Below are 15,115 nucleotides of genomic sequence, written 5' to 3' on the forward strand. Positions count from 1 at the left end.
TTACATTCGGGGCCGCCCGCGCGGTTCATTCTTCATCAACTCAATGACCAACACCATCCGTGCCGAAGTAATCACGATAGGCGACGAAATTCTGTTCGGGCAGATCACCGACACGAACACGCAGTGGATCAGCACCGAACTGACCAACATTGGCATCCGTACCGTCCGCAAATCGTCGGTGGGTGACCAGACCGACGCTATTTTGCAGATTCTTGACGAAGCCCATCAACGCGCCGACGTTATTATCATTACGGGCGGGCTGGGACCCACCAAAGACGATATCACCAAGAAAACGCTTTGTACTTATTTTGGCGTAGACCTGGTGCGCAACGAAACGGCGCTGGCCTTGGTGACGAGCTTTTTCGAGAAGCGGGGCCGGGAAATGACCGAACTCAACCGGGGACAGGCCGACCTGCCCGCCAACGCCGTTTACATACAGAACGACTGGGGCACCGCACCAGCCATGTGGTTTTCGCACCTGGGTAAAGTGTACGTCTCGCTGCCGGGCGTACCGTTCGAGATGAAGCACCTGATGACGAACCGGATTCTGCCCAAGCTGCGCGAGACGTTCGAGATGCCCATTATCAAGCACAAGATGATCCGAACCATCGGCATTGGCGAATCATTCCTGGCCGAGCGCATCGAAGCGTGGGAAGACGCTCTGCCGGACCACATCAAACTGGCTTACCTCCCCCACTTTGGACAGGTACGACTGCGACTGACCGCTACAGGAACGGATGACACGCTCCTCGACCGTGAACTGGCCGAACAGGTCGCGAAGGTTATGCCGCTCATCGAAAAAAACGTATTCGGCTTCGATGACGACGAACTCGAAACGGTCATCGGCCGGTTGCTGATCGATAAAAAGCTGACGCTGGGTATTGCCGAAAGCTGCACCGGTGGCTACGTATCGGCCCAAATCACAAAAGTGCCCGGCTCGTCGGCCTACTTTCAGGGCAGCATCGTTAGTTACAGCAACGACATCAAGATAAAGCAATTGGGCGTACTGCCCGACACGCTGGTTCAGTACGGAGCCGTGAGTGAGGAAACGATCCGGCAGATGGCCGAGGGCGTCCGTACCGTGCTGAACACCAGCATCGGCATCGCTACCAGCGGCATTGCCGGACCGGACGGCGGCACGGCTGACAAGCCCGTCGGCACGGTCTGGATTGCCTGCGCCACCGACAAACGCACGGTCACACGACTGCTCAAGCTGGGCCAGTACCGCGATCAAAATATTCAACTCACCGCCACGTACGTACTGAACATGCTGCGGGAAGAGATTTTAAATTAGTCGCAAAAGTCGTAAGTCATAATAGTCGTAAGTAGTGAATAATGACCTCCGCTACTTATGACTTCTACGATTTACGACTTCCACGACTTACGACTAAAATTATGGCACTCATCGACATGGTAATGCCCAAAATGGGCGAGAGTATAATGGAATGCACGGTCATCGCGTGGCTTAAGCAACCCGGCGACCGAATCGAAGCCGACGAGTCGGTGCTGGAGGTAGCGACCGACAAGGTAGACACCGAAGTTCCGGCTCCCTATAATGGGATTCTGAAAGAGGTATTAGTCCGCGACGGCGACGTAGTGGCCGTGGGCGCACCCATCGCCCGCATCGAAACCGAAGAAGCCGTTTCCAGCGAGACGCAGCCGGTGCCTGCAAAGGTCCCTCCCACCCAAAACACAACGCCGGAAACTGAACTAACCGACGCCGATCAGACACCGGTGGGCATCGGTGACATTGCCAACGTTCCGGCTGTGACCGAATCCACGGGCACCGAATCTACAATGGTCGATGAGGTCACCATTTCGGAGTCTGCGCGGGAGTTGGAAACGAGTATTTCAGCGATGAGCAGCCGCAGTGCCGCTCCGGCGTACCGGCCGATACCCGTGAACAAGGCCGTAGCCGCTTCACCAACTGAACTGGCGGACAGCGTTACTACGTTTCCTGACCGCTTCTACTCGCCCCTGGTGCTGAACATCGCCAAAGAGGAAGGTATTTCCCGAGATGAACTCGACCGCATTGCCGGTTCGGGAGCCGACAACCGCGTCACCAAAAAAGACATACTGGCTTATGTAGAGGACCGGGCCGAAGGGCGTATCACTCCGGCCACGCCCGCGCAGACTGAAACAACACCCGCCACTCAGCCAGCCGTAGCGTCGGCGCCCCCGGTTAAAACGCAGTTTGCACCACAAACCAACGGTAGCGCAAACGGCTCAGTAAACGGGCAGGCCGACATTGTGCAGATGGACCGGATGCGGAAGATGATTGCGCAGCGGATGGTGGAGTCGAAGCAGATTTCGCCCCACGTCAGTTCGTTCGTCGAGGCCGACCTGACGCCTATCGTGCAGTGGCGAACGCGCATTAAAGATCAGTTCAAACAGCAAACCGGCGAGAACCTAACCTACACGCCGATTTTTGTTGAAGCCATCGTGCGGGCTATCAAAGACTTCCCAATGATCAATGTCTCGGTGGAAGGTGACACGATCTTAGTGAAGAAGCCAGTGAATGTCGGCATGGCGGTAGCCTTGCCGAGTGGCAACCTGATTGTGCCGGTCATTCACAACGCAGATCAGTACAACCTTATCGGCCTGACCAAAAAAGTCAATGACCTGACCAAACGCGCCCGTGAGAACAAACTCACCGCCGACGACCTGACCGGTGGAACCTACACGATCTCAAACATCGGCACGTTTGGCAACCTCATGGGTACGCCCATCATCCTCCAGCCGCAGGTGGCGATCATGGCGTTTGGAGCAATCGTCAAAAAACCAGCCGTTATCGAAACCGCCGAGGGTGACTTCATCGGCATCCGGCAGTTGATGTTCCTCTCGCACTCCTACGACCACCGCGTAGTAGACGGATCGCTGGGGGGGCAGTTCGTCCGGCGCGTCGCTGATTATTTAGAGCAATTTGATATAAATCGGACTTTATGAAACAACGCATTGCCATTGACATGGACGACGTCATGGCCGATACCCACGGCAAATTCATTCAACTCTATCTGGCGGGTGAGATGCCCCGCTACTCGCTCGAAGAACTGAAAGAGAAATCGTTTCACGAGTTGTTCGACGAAGACGAATACAGAACCTTGTCCCGGCAGGTGTACGAACCCGGCTTCTTTCGTGATATTCCCGTGATGGAAGGCGCACAGGATGTGATCGCCAGCCTGATGAAAAAGTATGATATTTTCATTGCTACGGCCGCACAGGAGTTCCCAAATTCACTCCGCGAGAAGTGGGACTGGCTACAGGAGCATTTTCCAGCCATCTCGTGGCGCAACTACGTGTTCATGGGCGATAAAAGTATCCTGAACACGGCTTACCTGATTGACGATATGCCCCGCAACCTGCGCACGTTTCAGGGACAAGGCCTGCTGTTCGACGCGCTCCACAACCGCGACGACCGGGAATTCCGGCGCGTGAAATCGTGGCAGGATGTGGCAAAGGTGCTGCTGTAGTCTCAAGGTTGTAGTTTGTTGGTGGTGGTTCGTGATTCCAGCATTGAACCATCAACAACAAACTACAAACTGTATTTTTAATACCCCGGATTCTGGTACATTTTCTCCGGGTTCAGCTTCACTTCGTCAAACGGAATTGGATAGGAGTAATCCTTCGGGCCAAAGTTCGACACTTTGGCCGCACCGAAATCGGCCTGGGGTTTGGCCTGGATGTAGGCCACCAATTCTGCCGGGGAGAATGAGCGCAGAAGATCGAACCAGCGGTGATTTTCGAATGCCAGTTCCACGCGCCGTTCGTGCAGAATAGCTAATTTGAGCGTCGGGTATTTCGCGCTGTAAGCCGGGTTCGCTCTCGCAACGGCGTAGAGCGGCAATTTGGCCCGCTCCCGCACCTGATCCAGAAAACCAATGGCCGACGGTTCGTCGCCGAGGTACAGGTTTACTTCAGCCAGCATCAGAATTACGTCGGCGTAGCGAAGTAGAATCCAGTCGTTGCCGCCCCAGCCGTTGGTCGTCGCAGCTGAACTTACATCGCGGAATTTGGTAATGAAATAATCCTTGACGTTAGCCGCGTTGGCAAACTTGATCGAGTAGTCCTTCCGCGTATCGCCTTCTTCGTAATCTTTCACTAAGTCGGGCGTTACATTGCCGCCCGCGCCCGTAGTTACACGAAGCGAGTTGATCGTTTCGCCCTGCGCCTGATTGTTAGCCGCGATGGTCGATGCGAAGTTGACATCGCCCTGCCGGTAAACGATCTGGAAAATGATTTCGGGATTAGTCGATTTCTTCGTCACATCGAACACATCGGCGTATAGAATTTCCTTCAGCGTACCAAACGTCCGTTTGCTGTAGGCGTTGGTCAGATACGTTTTGGCCTGATTCAGGTTGGCGGTCCGGGTGGCCTGGTCAAGGGTCGTTGCCATCGTCAGATACACTTGTCCCAGTAGCGCGTTTCCGGCGGTTTTTGACGCGCGCCCTTTCTGCGCCACCGGCTGCACATCGGGCAGCGAACTGTTGGCAACCTCGGTCAGGTCGGCCACGATCTGGGCGTACACCGTTTCTTTCTTTTCCCGAAACGTATTTTCCCGCACGGCCTCGGCTGAGTTGAGCGGCTGGGTTACGAGCGGCACGTCGCCCCATTTGCGGACCAGATGAAAGTAGGCCAGTGCCCGGATAAATTTGGCTTCGGCCTGATATTGCGCCTTCGTTTCAGGTTTGGCAAACGTCACGTCCTCCATCCCGGCCAGCACCTGATTGGCCCGCGTCACGATTTGGTAAAGGGCCAGCCAGTGACTTTTCAGATATGTATTGCTCGCCAATAGCGAGAAGTCATTGAACTGAAATGGCTCGCCCGCGTTCGACTGATTGTCGTTGGTACCCGTGTTGTCAGAGCGCTGTTCAGCGTACAGGCCGCTGCCCTCGGCCAGGCCGTTACTGTTGCGCAGCGATTGATAGGCCCCATTCAGGCCCAGCAACACGTCGTTTTCGGACTGGTAGAATCCCTCAGCGGCCACCGCATTTGGATCAGTCTCCACTAAAAATTCCTGGCTGCACGATGCCATCGAAAGCACAGCGCTTAAAAATAGAATTCGGATGTAGGTTGGATTCATTATCTTAGATTTTAATGTACGATGAATAATGTTCAATGAATAATGCACTGCGTCAGGACTTTGCACCGAATGGCATTCTACATTATTCATTAATCATTTTTCATTAAAAACTAATCCGTGCGCCGATGTTGTAGCCACGGGCCAGCGGATACATGCCGTAGTCTACGCCCGGCGTAAGATTGACACCCGCCGTGTAATCGACTTCGGGGTTGTAGCCTTTATACTTCGTGACCGTGAACGCGTTGTTGACGTTTGCATAGATGCGCAAACCACTCACCTTGACCCGGCTCAGCAGCGACGCAGGCAGGTTGTAGCCCAGCGTCAGGTTCGCACAGCGGAAATACGATCCGTTTTGCAGGTAGAAAGTCGATAATCGGGTGCTGTTCGACTGCGTACCGCCCCGCGATGCCCGATAGACCTGCCCGTTGCCCGACTGGGCCTCTGTCCGGTAACGATCGTTCACGATGGCATACTGGTTGCCCGATGCTTCCATGTTGAACACGTAATAGTCCTGACCATCGAGCACCTGGTTGCCATGAATACCGTTGAACGACGCGTTAAAATCGAGCGCCTTATAGCTGGCCGTGGCCGAGAATCCATAGGTAAATTTCGGATAAGGCGTACCGATTACGCGCTTGTCAGCATCATTGACCACGCCGTTGCCGTCCACATCCTCGAACAGCAGATCGCCGGGGCGGAGTGGATTGCTCGACGCCGTGGAGCGGGCCGGGCCTTTCGGTACGTACCCATCTTTGAACCGCTGCGTGGCCGAATTATAATTGGCGTTATCCTCCGCGAGGGCCGCCACATCCGACTCGCGCACCATGCCAATTACCTTAAAGCCGTAGAACGAACCGACCGGATAGCCTTCCTGCGTGGTGTGGGTTATATACTGGCGCTCGGCTCCTACCGAATAAATGGCGTTCGAGCCACCCATGTTCAGCACACGGTTTTGATTGAAGGCAATGTTACCGCTCAAATTTACCTTCACATCCTGGGTCGAAACGACCCGCCCATCAAGCTGCAACTCGATCCCCCGGTTGCGGATGCGTGAGTCGCGGAGGTTGGTCAGGATCGCCGACGTGCCCGAAATGGCCGAGACTGGCTGATTAAAGAGCAGGTCGTAGGAGTTGCTGAGGTAACCATTGGCGATGAGCAGCAACCGGTTGTTCAACAGCCCAACATCCAGCCCAACGTTGAATTGTGAGGTGGTCTCCCAGCCCAGCGCCTGATCCTTGACCGGACCGGCTGCTACTGCTGACTGGATGGTTCCGCTGCCAACGATAACTCCGCCGGGGTTAACAACCGTCTGGAGGAAGTTGTAGTTGCCGATGTTGTAGTTACCCGTCAGGCCCCAGCTTCCCCGCAGTTTTAAGGTCGAAGCCGCGCCCAGCCAGTCGCGGTAAAACGGCTCGTTGGAAATTGTCCAGCCCGCCGATAGCGACGGGAAGTTACCCCAACGGTTGAGCGGCCCGAAGCGCGACGAGCCATCGGTTCGGAAAGCCGCCGTCAGAAAATAGCGTTCGTCGAAGCTGTACGTCGCCCGTGCCAGGTACGACAGCAGCGTTTCGGTGTATTTCCCGGTAGCGAGTTCACCACTCCCTGTGTTCAGAAAAAAATTGGTTGGGTCGGCCCCCCGGCCCGTGATCTCCTGGATGCGGTCGTTCTGAAAACCCTGCGCCGAGACGCTGATGCGGTCGCCATCAATACGCTGGGCGGTGTAGCCCCCCAGCAGGCTCAGGTTATGCAGCCCGAACTGACGCGTGTACGTAGCGGTGAACTCGCCGAGCAGGTTCTGGAGGGTGGTCGTCTGGGCCGTTGCGCGGGCGGCTGCAATAGACGCGGGCGAGTAAGGCGGATTATTGCCACTGCTTAGGCTCGTGGGCAGGTAGTATTCGTACTTTTCGTTGAAGGTCTGCAAACCCACATTGGCGCGGGCAATCAGGCCGGGAATGATTTCGTAACTGGCGGTTCCGTTATACGTACCACGCAGACCCTTGCGGGTGATATTGGTTTCCTGCGCCAGCGCCACCGGGTTTTCGATGGTCTGGTACCCAAACGTGGGCTGCTGCGAAGCGGCTTCATTCTTAATCAGGTTGCCATTATCGTCGTAGGCGCGGAAGATGGGCGGAAAAATCAACGCCCCCAAAATTGGCCCCTGATTAAAGCGGCCTTCCTGCACCTCGCGGTTGTTGGTAGACGTGACGAAGAAACTCGCGCCCGCTTTGAATTTTGGGCTGAGATCAGCGTCGATGTTGGCCCGCAGGTTCAGCCGCTCCTGTTTCGTAGCGACAATGATGCCTTGCTGGTTTTGATACCCCGCACTGAGCAAATAACGAACGCCGTTGGACCCACCCGAAAACTGGAGGTTGTGGCGGTTCAGGGGCGCGCTGCGGTAGAGTTCGTCCTGCCAGTCAGTGTCGTACTGGGGGGCAATAGCCCGCTGACTGGCGAAGTCGTAAAACTGGGTTGGGATGCTGACCGACCCGGCATTACCGACGTTGGCGATCCGCGTAGCATTGGGGTCCGAGAAGTTGGCGTTGGTGAACGGCTTCCCGGCGTTCTGCATCAGGTCGCGGTAGGTGCTGTTGCGGGCGTCGATCAACAGATCCACAAATTGCGCCGAGTTCAGCAGCTTTACTTTCCGGGCCAACTGGTTAATGCCGAACTGATATTCATAGTCGAGTTTACCCTTACCGTCTTTGCCGCGTTTGGTAGTGACGAGCACCACCCCGCCCGACGCCCGCGAGCCGTAGATAGCCGCCGAAGCCGCGTCTTTCAGAATGTCGATGCTTTCAATGTCATTGGGGTTGATGAACACGTCGTTACCCGCCGGGAACCCGTCGATGACGTAGAGCGGATCTGAACTGGCGTTAATCGAACCAATACCCCTCACCCGAATTTTCGCGGTATTATAGGGCGCACCACCCACTTGCGCCACCTGCACGCCGGCTAATTTACCGACTAAGGCCTGCCCCAGCGTTGGGGCAGCGAGATTCAGTTCACGAGCTTTTACATTCGCAATGGCCCCCGTCACGTCGCTTTTTCGCAACGTCTGGTAACCCACCGCCACCACTTCATTCAACTGGTTAACTTCTTCTTTCAACACAACCGCAAGTGCAGCCTGTTGCCCGACTACCACTTCCTGCGAGGCAAATCCAATGAACGAAAAAACCAGGCTTGCCCCCGGCGCTACGTCGATGGAGAATTGGCCGTTGCCATCCGTCACCGTTCCTTTTTTCGTTTGTTTCTCTACAATGCTAACGCCGGGCAGCGGCTGATTTTGCTCATCGGTGACCCGGCCCGTTACCCGCGCCAGGCGTTGCATGTGCTCCCTAACCGGACTCTCCCCGGCGTACGTGATAGCGACGGGTGCTGTAATTGCCAGCCCGGTCAGCAGGGTCAGTAAGCGGATTGGCTTCGTTAGTCGAGGTGAAAATTGATTCATAGTTGTTGGGTGTTTACGTAAGCAGGTTAGTTGAGATTAGAAATGGTTGTAGCAGATATTACCAGCCGAGGCCCATAAAATGGACGTTATCGGTACGCGACGATGTGACAGCGATGCCGGTTTTACCGTCGCTCAGGAGCGCAAACCCCTCAAGTTCGTCAGCCTTGTCGACGTCGATGGTGCGGATGACCTGTTCGCGGCCAGTGGTGAGCGATTTCTTTAAGTCCAGAAACGTGAACCGCCACCGCCTACCTTCAATCTGGTTTTGGATGAGCACCAACACGCCCTTTTGCGGTATCCAGTGCAGATTTTGCACCCAGGCCGAACAGGTAAACTTCTTGACCACCACCCCCGGCTCACTGGTCTTTTTGGCTTTTGTCAGCCGTTCGGGGTCGTAAAGACGTACCTCATTCGCCCGGTTGCCGTAATCGGCAGTAGCTACGTACCAGTTACCATCGACCTGAACATACTCCGGCCGGGTGCCCTGAATACAAGCGTCGTCTTCGACCACGTTGAGCAAATTGCCGTCGAGGGTGCCGGTACGGAGCAGCCCCGCCCAGTTCACCGAGTAAATAACGGCCCGCCATTGGGTGCCTTCGGGATTCAAACGGATGCTGTTGCCGATGAAGGTGGGGCGGGTAGGCTGGCCATTCGTGGCCCGGCCGTAGGCGATGCCGGTGGGGTGATTGATGACGTCTTTGCCGCCTTCAGTTAGTCTGATCTCCTGACCGGTGTACCCCAGCGTATTCTGGTCGATGGTGTAGGACCGAATTATGCCCACCTCACGATCGCCGTACAGATAGGCCCGGCCATCTAAGTAACTCACGCCCTGGCAAGCGCCCAGCGAATCCGTTGTTGATGAGCCAATCAGTTTCAGGTCAACATTTTTGGGTGAGGCCGGGAACAAAGCGATAAAACAAACGATGAAGAGTACCGGTAGTTTCATGCAGATTGATTGAAAACGGGATGAATTGTTGGTACATACCTCACCAGCCCACGTTTGATACGAGAAAACCGGCAAACTTGAAAAGGTAGGGAATGGAGGGGCTTGCCAGTGAACAGCGATCCTGAAACAGCCGCTTAATGGTCGATTTTACCCGGTTTGGCAACTACGTTACCGACGCACAAAGGAAGCAAACAAGCATTACCTGAACGTTAGCGTAGCATGTTCAAACTGTTTTCTTACGAACAGTGAACTTAATACCAGCTTCATTTCCCCGGCCTGAAACTGTACCTTATGTGCCGGGTTCAAACTAAAAAAGCGGTGCCAGCTTTCGCTGACACCGCTTTCCTTACGTAGTGTATCTATTTTACTGCTTTACCTTGTTCCGGCTGTCAACGACAAACCATCAGGCGTTTACCTCTTTCTGTTGTTCAACGAACCGGTCGTGCCCAACTTCGTGCTGCGCCTGCTGGCTCTCCTTAACGGGCCGCAAGCGGACGACGTGCAGTTTATGCAAAATGCCGATCAGCGGAAAAGTTGGATCGAACTCGAACCATTTGGCACCAAAGTTCGCCGAGTTAGGACGCTTATGGTGGTTATTCTGGAACAGTTCGCCCATCATGACCACGTCTAACATCAGCGAATTCTTGGATTTATCGTGGTTGTTGAAGTTAGAGTAGCCGTATTTGTGACCACTCCAATTAACAATAGCTCCGTGAACGGGTCCCATCACGAAATGAACCGGCAGCAGCAGAAAAAAAGCCCAGTGCATGTCTAAGTAAAGGAACGCGAAGACGTAGAATATGGTGTAGACAACCATCCAGCCCGCCCGCGATATCCAGGAGTCGCCAATTTTTTCGATGATGCTCCACTCCGGATAATTGCGGTCAAACTGACGTTCAACGGTTTGTGTGCGGTGCAACACCGCATTGTACAGATTTTTGGTCTGCCACATCATCGTGAACACGTTCTTTGTATGGTGGGGCGAGTGCGGGTCGCGGGGCGTGTCGCTGAAGGCGTGGTGCATCCGGTGCAGCACGGCGTAGGCACGGGGACTCAAATACGACGAACCCTGCGAAAGGTAGGTTAAGGCGTAGAAAAAACGCTCCCAGAATTTGCTCATCGAGAACATTTTGTGGGCCGAGTAGCGATGCAGAAAGAACGTTTGGCAGAACAGGGACAAATACCAGTGCCCAATGAACGCGGCCAGTACAATCACAATATTGGTTGTCTAAGGTTGAAAATCTTTTACGGAGAATACTCCTACAAAACTAACGAAATTAAGAGCGGTTTGGCTTGCCTTCACCGAATAATACCCGAATTAATTTGTGGTTGTGGCGTACTGGAGTAAGTTAGCGCCCATTCGCAACGCCTGTTGCCGCACCGGTTCGGGGTCGTTATGCACACTTTGATCCTCCCAGCCATTGCCCAAATCGCACTCGTAGCTATAAAAACAAACCAGTCGACCCTGGTAAATCAGCCCGAAACCCTGGGGGGCTTTGCCGTCGTGTTCGTGGACTTTGGGTAGCCCCGTAGCAAACTTAAACCGCTGCTGATACACGGGGTGGTTGAACGGTAACTCCACGAACGATAACTCCGGGAAAACCTTCTTCATCTCACGCCGGACAAACTTGTCCATGCCATAATTATCGTCGATGTGCAGAAAACCACCTGACATCAGGTATCGGCGCATGTTCTGGACATCAGCCCCGCTAAAGGTTACATTGCCGTGGCCCGTCATGTGCACAAACGGGTAGCCAAACAAATCGGGACTGCCCGGCTCCACAATGTCTTCCTCGGGGAAAATATTCATCCGCAGATTCGTGTTAGCAAACTTAATCAGATTGGGCAACGACGTTTTATTGACGTACCAGTCGCCCCCGCCATTGTACTTGAGTTTGGCGATTTTGTAGGCGTACTGGGCCTGGGTGGTGGACAATGCAAAATGGATAATGAATAATGTAAGCAGTAGCTTTTTCATGTGTTGATAAAATTTAATATCTGGCAGGCTGTCAGTGCGGCCGTTTCGGTACGCAGCCGATTGGAACCGAGCGTTATCATCTGGAAGCCAGTCGAAACAGCCTGCTCAATTTCCGTACCGGAAAAGTCACCTTCGGGGCCAATCAGGACGGTGTACTGATCGCCGGGCATGGCTGCTTTCACCAAATGAACCGGCGCGTCACTGTCGGGCAGATGCGCAATAAACCGCCCAGACTGGTTCACTGTTTTGAGCAGTTCAACAAACGAAACTACCTCATCCAACTGCGGCAGGTAGCTTTGCAGCGATTGCTTCATGGCTGCCACCGCAATTTTCTCCAGACGCTCCAGTTTGAGTACCCGCCGTTCGGAATGCTGTCCAAAAAAGAAGCTGATCCGCTCAACGCCGACCTCCACTGCTTTCTCGACAAACCACTCGATCCGGTCATTGTTTTTGGTCGGAGCCACGCAGATCCTCACCGAGAACGGGCGCGGAGACGTCATCTGCGTATCGGTAATCCGAAAGGCACACCGGCGGCTGTCGGCCTGGGTAATAACGGCCGCGTGTCGATTTCCGTGTCCGTCGGTTACGGCAATAACGTCGCCCACGCCCAACCGGAGGGTTTTGATGGCATGGCGTGAATCGTCCTCGGTAAGGTGGGAAGCAGGATTTGGATCGGTGGATTCGCCGGGCTGGTAGAATAGGTGCATAGGTCCGGCAAAGATAACAGGTCCTCGCTTGCTACCGCCCCATTCGCCCCCGGACGCGGCTCGTCAGCACCACAATCAACAGCCCTTTCAGCGAATCGAGCACCAAGTTATCGGGTTTACCGAAGGCGACGTAAATGCCGATACCAATGCCGATCCACCAGAAACCGAGCAGGTAGCAGAGCGTTGCGTAGTCGGGATTACGCTGATAAAGTTGGTACAGTGCCAGGGCGCAAACCAGCGAAACGAACAAGAGCAGCCACGCCACAATGTAGCCCAGGAAGGCGGTATCGGGCGTTATGGTTACTCCAAACTGCTGAAGCGTGAAGACACGGGCGAAGAAGGCTCCACCCGCGAGGGCAAGTTCAACAACGAGGGAAAGAGCAAGCAGGGCAAGCAGCAAGTTACGGGTCATGAAAGGGCTATTTTAGGAAGACCCGCAAGTACGCTGAATTTCCTAACAAAGGGTGAAATCGCTTAAAAATCGGGAATCAGGTTCGTTTTGAACAGCTTGATGGCGATGGCCAGCAGAATAATTCCGAAGATCTTGCGCAGCACCGCCAGCCCGCCCGGCCCCATCCGATTTTCGAGCCACTCCGACGACTTTAGTACGATGTAAATCAGAATCAGGTTGATGACGATGCCGACGATAATATTGACGGTCTGGTACTCGGCCCGGAGTGAGATAATGGTCGTCAGCGTACCGGCTCCGGCAATGAGGGGAAAAGCAATCGGGACAATGTGCGATGCCCCACCCGTCGATTCGTCGGGTTTGAAAATGGTGCGGCCCAGGATCATCTCCAGGCCGATCAGAAAAATAATCAGGGCACCCGCCACGGCAAACGACGCCACGTCGACACCGAACAACTGCAAAATCCGTTCGCCAACAAACAGAAACGAGACCATCAGCACCCCCGACACGACCGTTGCCCGCTCCGATTCAATCTTCCCTACTTTTTTGCGCAGGTCGATAATTACCGGCAGTGAACCGACCACGTCGATTACCGAAAACAGGATGAGCGTAACAGAAATAATTTCTTTAAAACTGAATGACATGGTGCAAACCTACCGGAAATCCCGCAGAAACAGACGAATCTGCTCAATCTCCCCATCGGTGATAGCCGGGAAATTGGCAATGCGAAACGTCGTGTTTTTCCAGTCGCCGTAGCCATTACCGAGCGTAATGCCCGCCTGCTGTGCGGCCGTTTTGATGGCCTTGATGTTGGTTTCTGAACCAGAAACGGCAATGACTGTGCTGGAACGAACCGCCGGATCATCTACTAATAGAGCAAAGCCGGTGTCGTTCGTCTCGAAAAACCGATACCAGTCGGCAGCTCGCTTTTTAGTGATGGCATCGACCTCGGCAATTGGCGGTATCTGTTCCAGCACCCGCATTAAACAGTAGATGCCCAGTCCGTTAGGCGTGTAGGGCGTCTGGAATTTCTGAAAATTTTCGTGAATAAACAGTAGGCTGTTATAATGGGCGTTTTCGCCAATTTCCTCCGCCCGCTTCAGCGCGTCGGGCGAGTAGATCAGGACGGCCAGCCCAGCCGGCAATCCAAAGCACTTCTGCACCGAGGCAAACCAGACGTCGGCCAGCGACCAGTCGAGGGCGACGCCCGCCATTGACGACACGGCATCAACGGCGATGAGGCCGGAAAATTCCCGCCGAAACTGCGCCAGCGACGTCATGCTCACCTGCGTACCGTTCGACGTTTCGTTCTGCACGATGCACAGCACGTCGGCCTCACCGAGGTTAGTTGGCGGTTTAATTCGGTAGGCGTACTCAGCCCATTTTTTGCCAAATGCCCCTGCGCAGGGATGTAAACTGGTTTCGGCCGTCAGCGACTGCGCCACAATTTCCCAGCACTCCGTGGCCGAGGAGACTAAGGCAACGTAGTAGTCGGCGGGGATGGCCAGTTTTTCGTGCAGGAGCCGGACCGTTTCTTTGACGATGTCTATGAAGCCCGCGCTCCGGTGGTTCAGGCTGACGATGCCCGACCGCACGGCCTCGGCCGCGTAGTCGGCCACCTGCGGGTACACTTTCGACGGACCGGGGTAGAAGGTTATCATGCTCGTTTTTATCGACTTAACCCCAGCATCTTGATGGCATTCTCCTTCAGAATCAGGGGCTTCACTTCGTCTTTAAACCCGGCTGCCTCGAAATCGTTCAGCCAGCGTTCGGGCGTAATCAGCGGAAAGTCAGTACCGAACAGCATCCGGTTTTTAAGCTGCGTATTGGCATACTGCACCAACTGGGGCGGAAAATACTTCGGCGACCAGCCACTCAGATCAATGTACACGTTTGGCTTGTGCATCGCTACCGACAGCGCTTCGTCCTGCCACGGCCACGACGGATGGGCAATAATGATCGGTGCATCGGGGAAATCAATCGCTACGTAGTCCAAGTGAATCGGGTTAGAATATTCCAGCCGTAACCCGCCCCCACCCCGCACGCCCGACCCAAAACCCGAATGGCCCGAGTGGAACAGCATCGGCAGTCCGGCCCCCGCAATCACTTCGTAGAGGTGATACGCCATGTGGTCGTTGGGGTAAAAACCCTGCACCGTCGGGTGAAACTTAAAGCCTTTCACGCCGAAATCGTCGATGAGCCGTTTGGCTTCGCGGGCACCCATCCGCCCTTTGTGCGGGTCGATGCTGGCGAAGGCGATCATCACGTCGGGGTTTTCGAGCGCGGCTTCGGCGACCTCCTCGTTGGGAATCCGTCGTTTGCCGGTTTCGTGTTCCGAGTCGATGGTGAACATAACAAACGCCATATTCTGCTCCCGGTAGTACGTAATTGTCTCCTGAATGGTGGGTCGGTGGCTCGACTTAAAATATTTGGCAAACGCCAGATCGAACTCCGGCCGGTAATCGTCGTGGGGTTGTTTGCAGGACACTTCGGCGTGGGTATGCACGTCGACGGCGACGATTTTTTCAATGTCAATCATGATTGCTG

The 15,115-nt window shown here is 54.7% G+C and carries 13 protein-coding genes; 3 read left to right on the plus strand and 10 right to left on the minus strand.

Features of this window, described 5'->3' with window-relative positions:
- The first annotated feature begins 43 nt into the window (after positions 1-43).
- The 3 genes from ACYVHB_RS23760 (at position 44) to ACYVHB_RS23770 (ending at position 3,470) form a co-directional block, all read left to right on the plus strand.
- Complete coding sequence (locus ACYVHB_RS23760; RefSeq protein WP_461054302.1) at positions 44-1,294, plus strand: competence/damage-inducible protein A; 1,251 nt, start codon at positions 44-46, stop codon at positions 1,292-1,294.
- Between the two features lie 101 nt (positions 1,295-1,395).
- Positions 1,396-2,946, plus strand: a complete 1,551-nt coding sequence (locus ACYVHB_RS23765) for a dihydrolipoamide acetyltransferase family protein (RefSeq protein ID WP_461054303.1) — start codon at positions 1,396-1,398, stop codon at positions 2,944-2,946.
- Positions 2,943-3,470 carry a 5' nucleotidase, NT5C type gene (locus tag ACYVHB_RS23770; protein ID WP_461054304.1) on the plus strand — a complete coding sequence of 176 codons (528 nt, stop codon included), beginning with the start codon at positions 2,943-2,945 and terminating at the stop codon, positions 3,468-3,470. Before ACYVHB_RS23765 ends, ACYVHB_RS23770 begins: the two co-directional genes overlap by 4 nt.
- 77 nt (positions 3,471-3,547) lie before the next feature.
- On the opposite strand, the gene ACYVHB_RS23775 is transcribed toward ACYVHB_RS23770, so the two are convergent.
- From ACYVHB_RS23775 to ACYVHB_RS23820, 10 genes are all read right to left on the minus strand, one after another.
- Positions 3,548-5,080 carry a RagB/SusD family nutrient uptake outer membrane protein gene (locus tag ACYVHB_RS23775; protein ID WP_461054305.1) on the minus strand — a complete coding sequence of 511 codons (1,533 nt, stop codon included), beginning with the start codon at positions 5,078-5,080 and terminating at the stop codon, positions 3,548-3,550.
- A gap of 103 nt (positions 5,081-5,183) precedes the next feature.
- Complete coding sequence (locus ACYVHB_RS23780; protein WP_461054306.1) at positions 5,184-8,528, minus strand: SusC/RagA family TonB-linked outer membrane protein; 3,345 nt, start codon at positions 8,526-8,528, stop codon at positions 5,184-5,186.
- A gap of 58 nt (positions 8,529-8,586) precedes the next feature.
- Positions 8,587-9,474: a hypothetical protein gene (locus ACYVHB_RS23785; protein WP_461054307.1), complete on the minus strand. Its 888-nt coding sequence runs from the start codon at positions 9,472-9,474 to the stop codon at positions 8,587-8,589.
- A gap of 403 nt (positions 9,475-9,877) precedes the next feature.
- Positions 9,878-10,690: an acyl-CoA desaturase gene (locus ACYVHB_RS23790; protein WP_461054308.1), complete on the minus strand. Its 813-nt coding sequence runs from the start codon at positions 10,688-10,690 to the stop codon at positions 9,878-9,880.
- A gap of 102 nt (positions 10,691-10,792) precedes the next feature.
- Positions 10,793-11,452: a DUF4159 domain-containing protein gene (locus ACYVHB_RS23795; protein WP_461054309.1), complete on the minus strand. Its 660-nt coding sequence runs from the start codon at positions 11,450-11,452 to the stop codon at positions 10,793-10,795.
- Positions 11,449-12,159, minus strand: a complete 711-nt coding sequence (locus tag ACYVHB_RS23800) for a 16S rRNA (uracil(1498)-N(3))-methyltransferase (RefSeq protein WP_461054310.1) — start codon at positions 12,157-12,159, stop codon at positions 11,449-11,451. The genes ACYVHB_RS23795 and ACYVHB_RS23800 overlap by 4 nt, the downstream gene beginning before the upstream one ends.
- 31 nt (positions 12,160-12,190) lie before the next feature.
- Positions 12,191-12,571 (minus strand): hypothetical protein, encoded by a 381-nt coding sequence (locus ACYVHB_RS23805; protein WP_461054311.1) that lies wholly within the window; start codon positions 12,569-12,571, stop codon positions 12,191-12,193.
- A gap of 62 nt (positions 12,572-12,633) precedes the next feature.
- Positions 12,634-13,212 carry a MarC family protein gene (locus ACYVHB_RS23810; RefSeq protein WP_461054312.1) on the minus strand — a complete coding sequence of 193 codons (579 nt, stop codon included), beginning with the start codon at positions 13,210-13,212 and terminating at the stop codon, positions 12,634-12,636.
- A gap of 9 nt (positions 13,213-13,221) precedes the next feature.
- The gene (locus ACYVHB_RS23815; RefSeq protein WP_461054313.1) at positions 13,222-14,229 is read right to left on the minus strand and encodes an aminotransferase class V-fold PLP-dependent enzyme; all 1,008 of its coding nucleotides are present in this window, start codon (positions 14,227-14,229) and stop codon (positions 13,222-13,224) included.
- An 8-nt stretch (positions 14,230-14,237) separates the two neighbouring features.
- Positions 14,238-15,107, minus strand: coding sequence for an amidohydrolase family protein (locus ACYVHB_RS23820; protein ID WP_461054314.1), 870 nt, complete (start codon positions 15,105-15,107; stop codon positions 14,238-14,240).
- Positions 15,108-15,115: the final 8 nt, after the last annotated feature.

This window comes from Spirosoma arcticum (genome assembly GCF_054779955.1).

Bases quoted from the DNA above. Each gene is read 5' to 3' on its own strand.
- ACYVHB_RS23770 (WP_461054304.1), top strand. From the start codon at position 2,943: ATGAAACAACGCATTGCCATTGACATGGACGACGTCATGGCCGATACC.
- ACYVHB_RS23765 (WP_461054303.1), top strand. From the start codon at position 1,396: ATGGCACTCATCGACATGGTAATGCCCAAAATGGGCGAGAGTATAATG.
- ACYVHB_RS23775 (WP_461054305.1), bottom strand. From the start codon at position 5,080: ATGAATCCAACCTACATCCGAATTCTATTTTTAAGCGCTGTGCTTTCG.
- ACYVHB_RS23795 (WP_461054309.1), bottom strand. From the start codon at position 11,452: ATGAAAAAGCTACTGCTTACATTATTCATTATCCATTTTGCATTGTCC.
- ACYVHB_RS23760 (WP_461054302.1), top strand. From the start codon at position 44: ATGACCAACACCATCCGTGCCGAAGTAATCACGATAGGCGACGAAATT.
- ACYVHB_RS23810 (WP_461054312.1), bottom strand. From the start codon at position 13,212: ATGTCATTCAGTTTTAAAGAAATTATTTCTGTTACGCTCATCCTGTTT.
- ACYVHB_RS23820 (WP_461054314.1), bottom strand. From the start codon at position 15,107: ATGATTGACATTGAAAAAATCGTCGCCGTCGACGTGCATACCCACGCC.
- ACYVHB_RS23815 (WP_461054313.1), bottom strand. From the start codon at position 14,229: ATGATAACCTTCTACCCCGGTCCGTCGAAAGTGTACCCGCAGGTGGCC.
- ACYVHB_RS23785 (WP_461054307.1), bottom strand. From the start codon at position 9,474: ATGAAACTACCGGTACTCTTCATCGTTTGTTTTATCGCTTTGTTCCCG.
- ACYVHB_RS23780 (WP_461054306.1), bottom strand. From the start codon at position 8,528: ATGAATCAATTTTCACCTCGACTAACGAAGCCAATCCGCTTACTGACC.
- ACYVHB_RS23805 (WP_461054311.1), bottom strand. From the start codon at position 12,571: ATGACCCGTAACTTGCTGCTTGCCCTGCTTGCTCTTTCCCTCGTTGTT.
- ACYVHB_RS23800 (WP_461054310.1), bottom strand. From the start codon at position 12,159: ATGCACCTATTCTACCAGCCCGGCGAATCCACCGATCCAAATCCTGCT.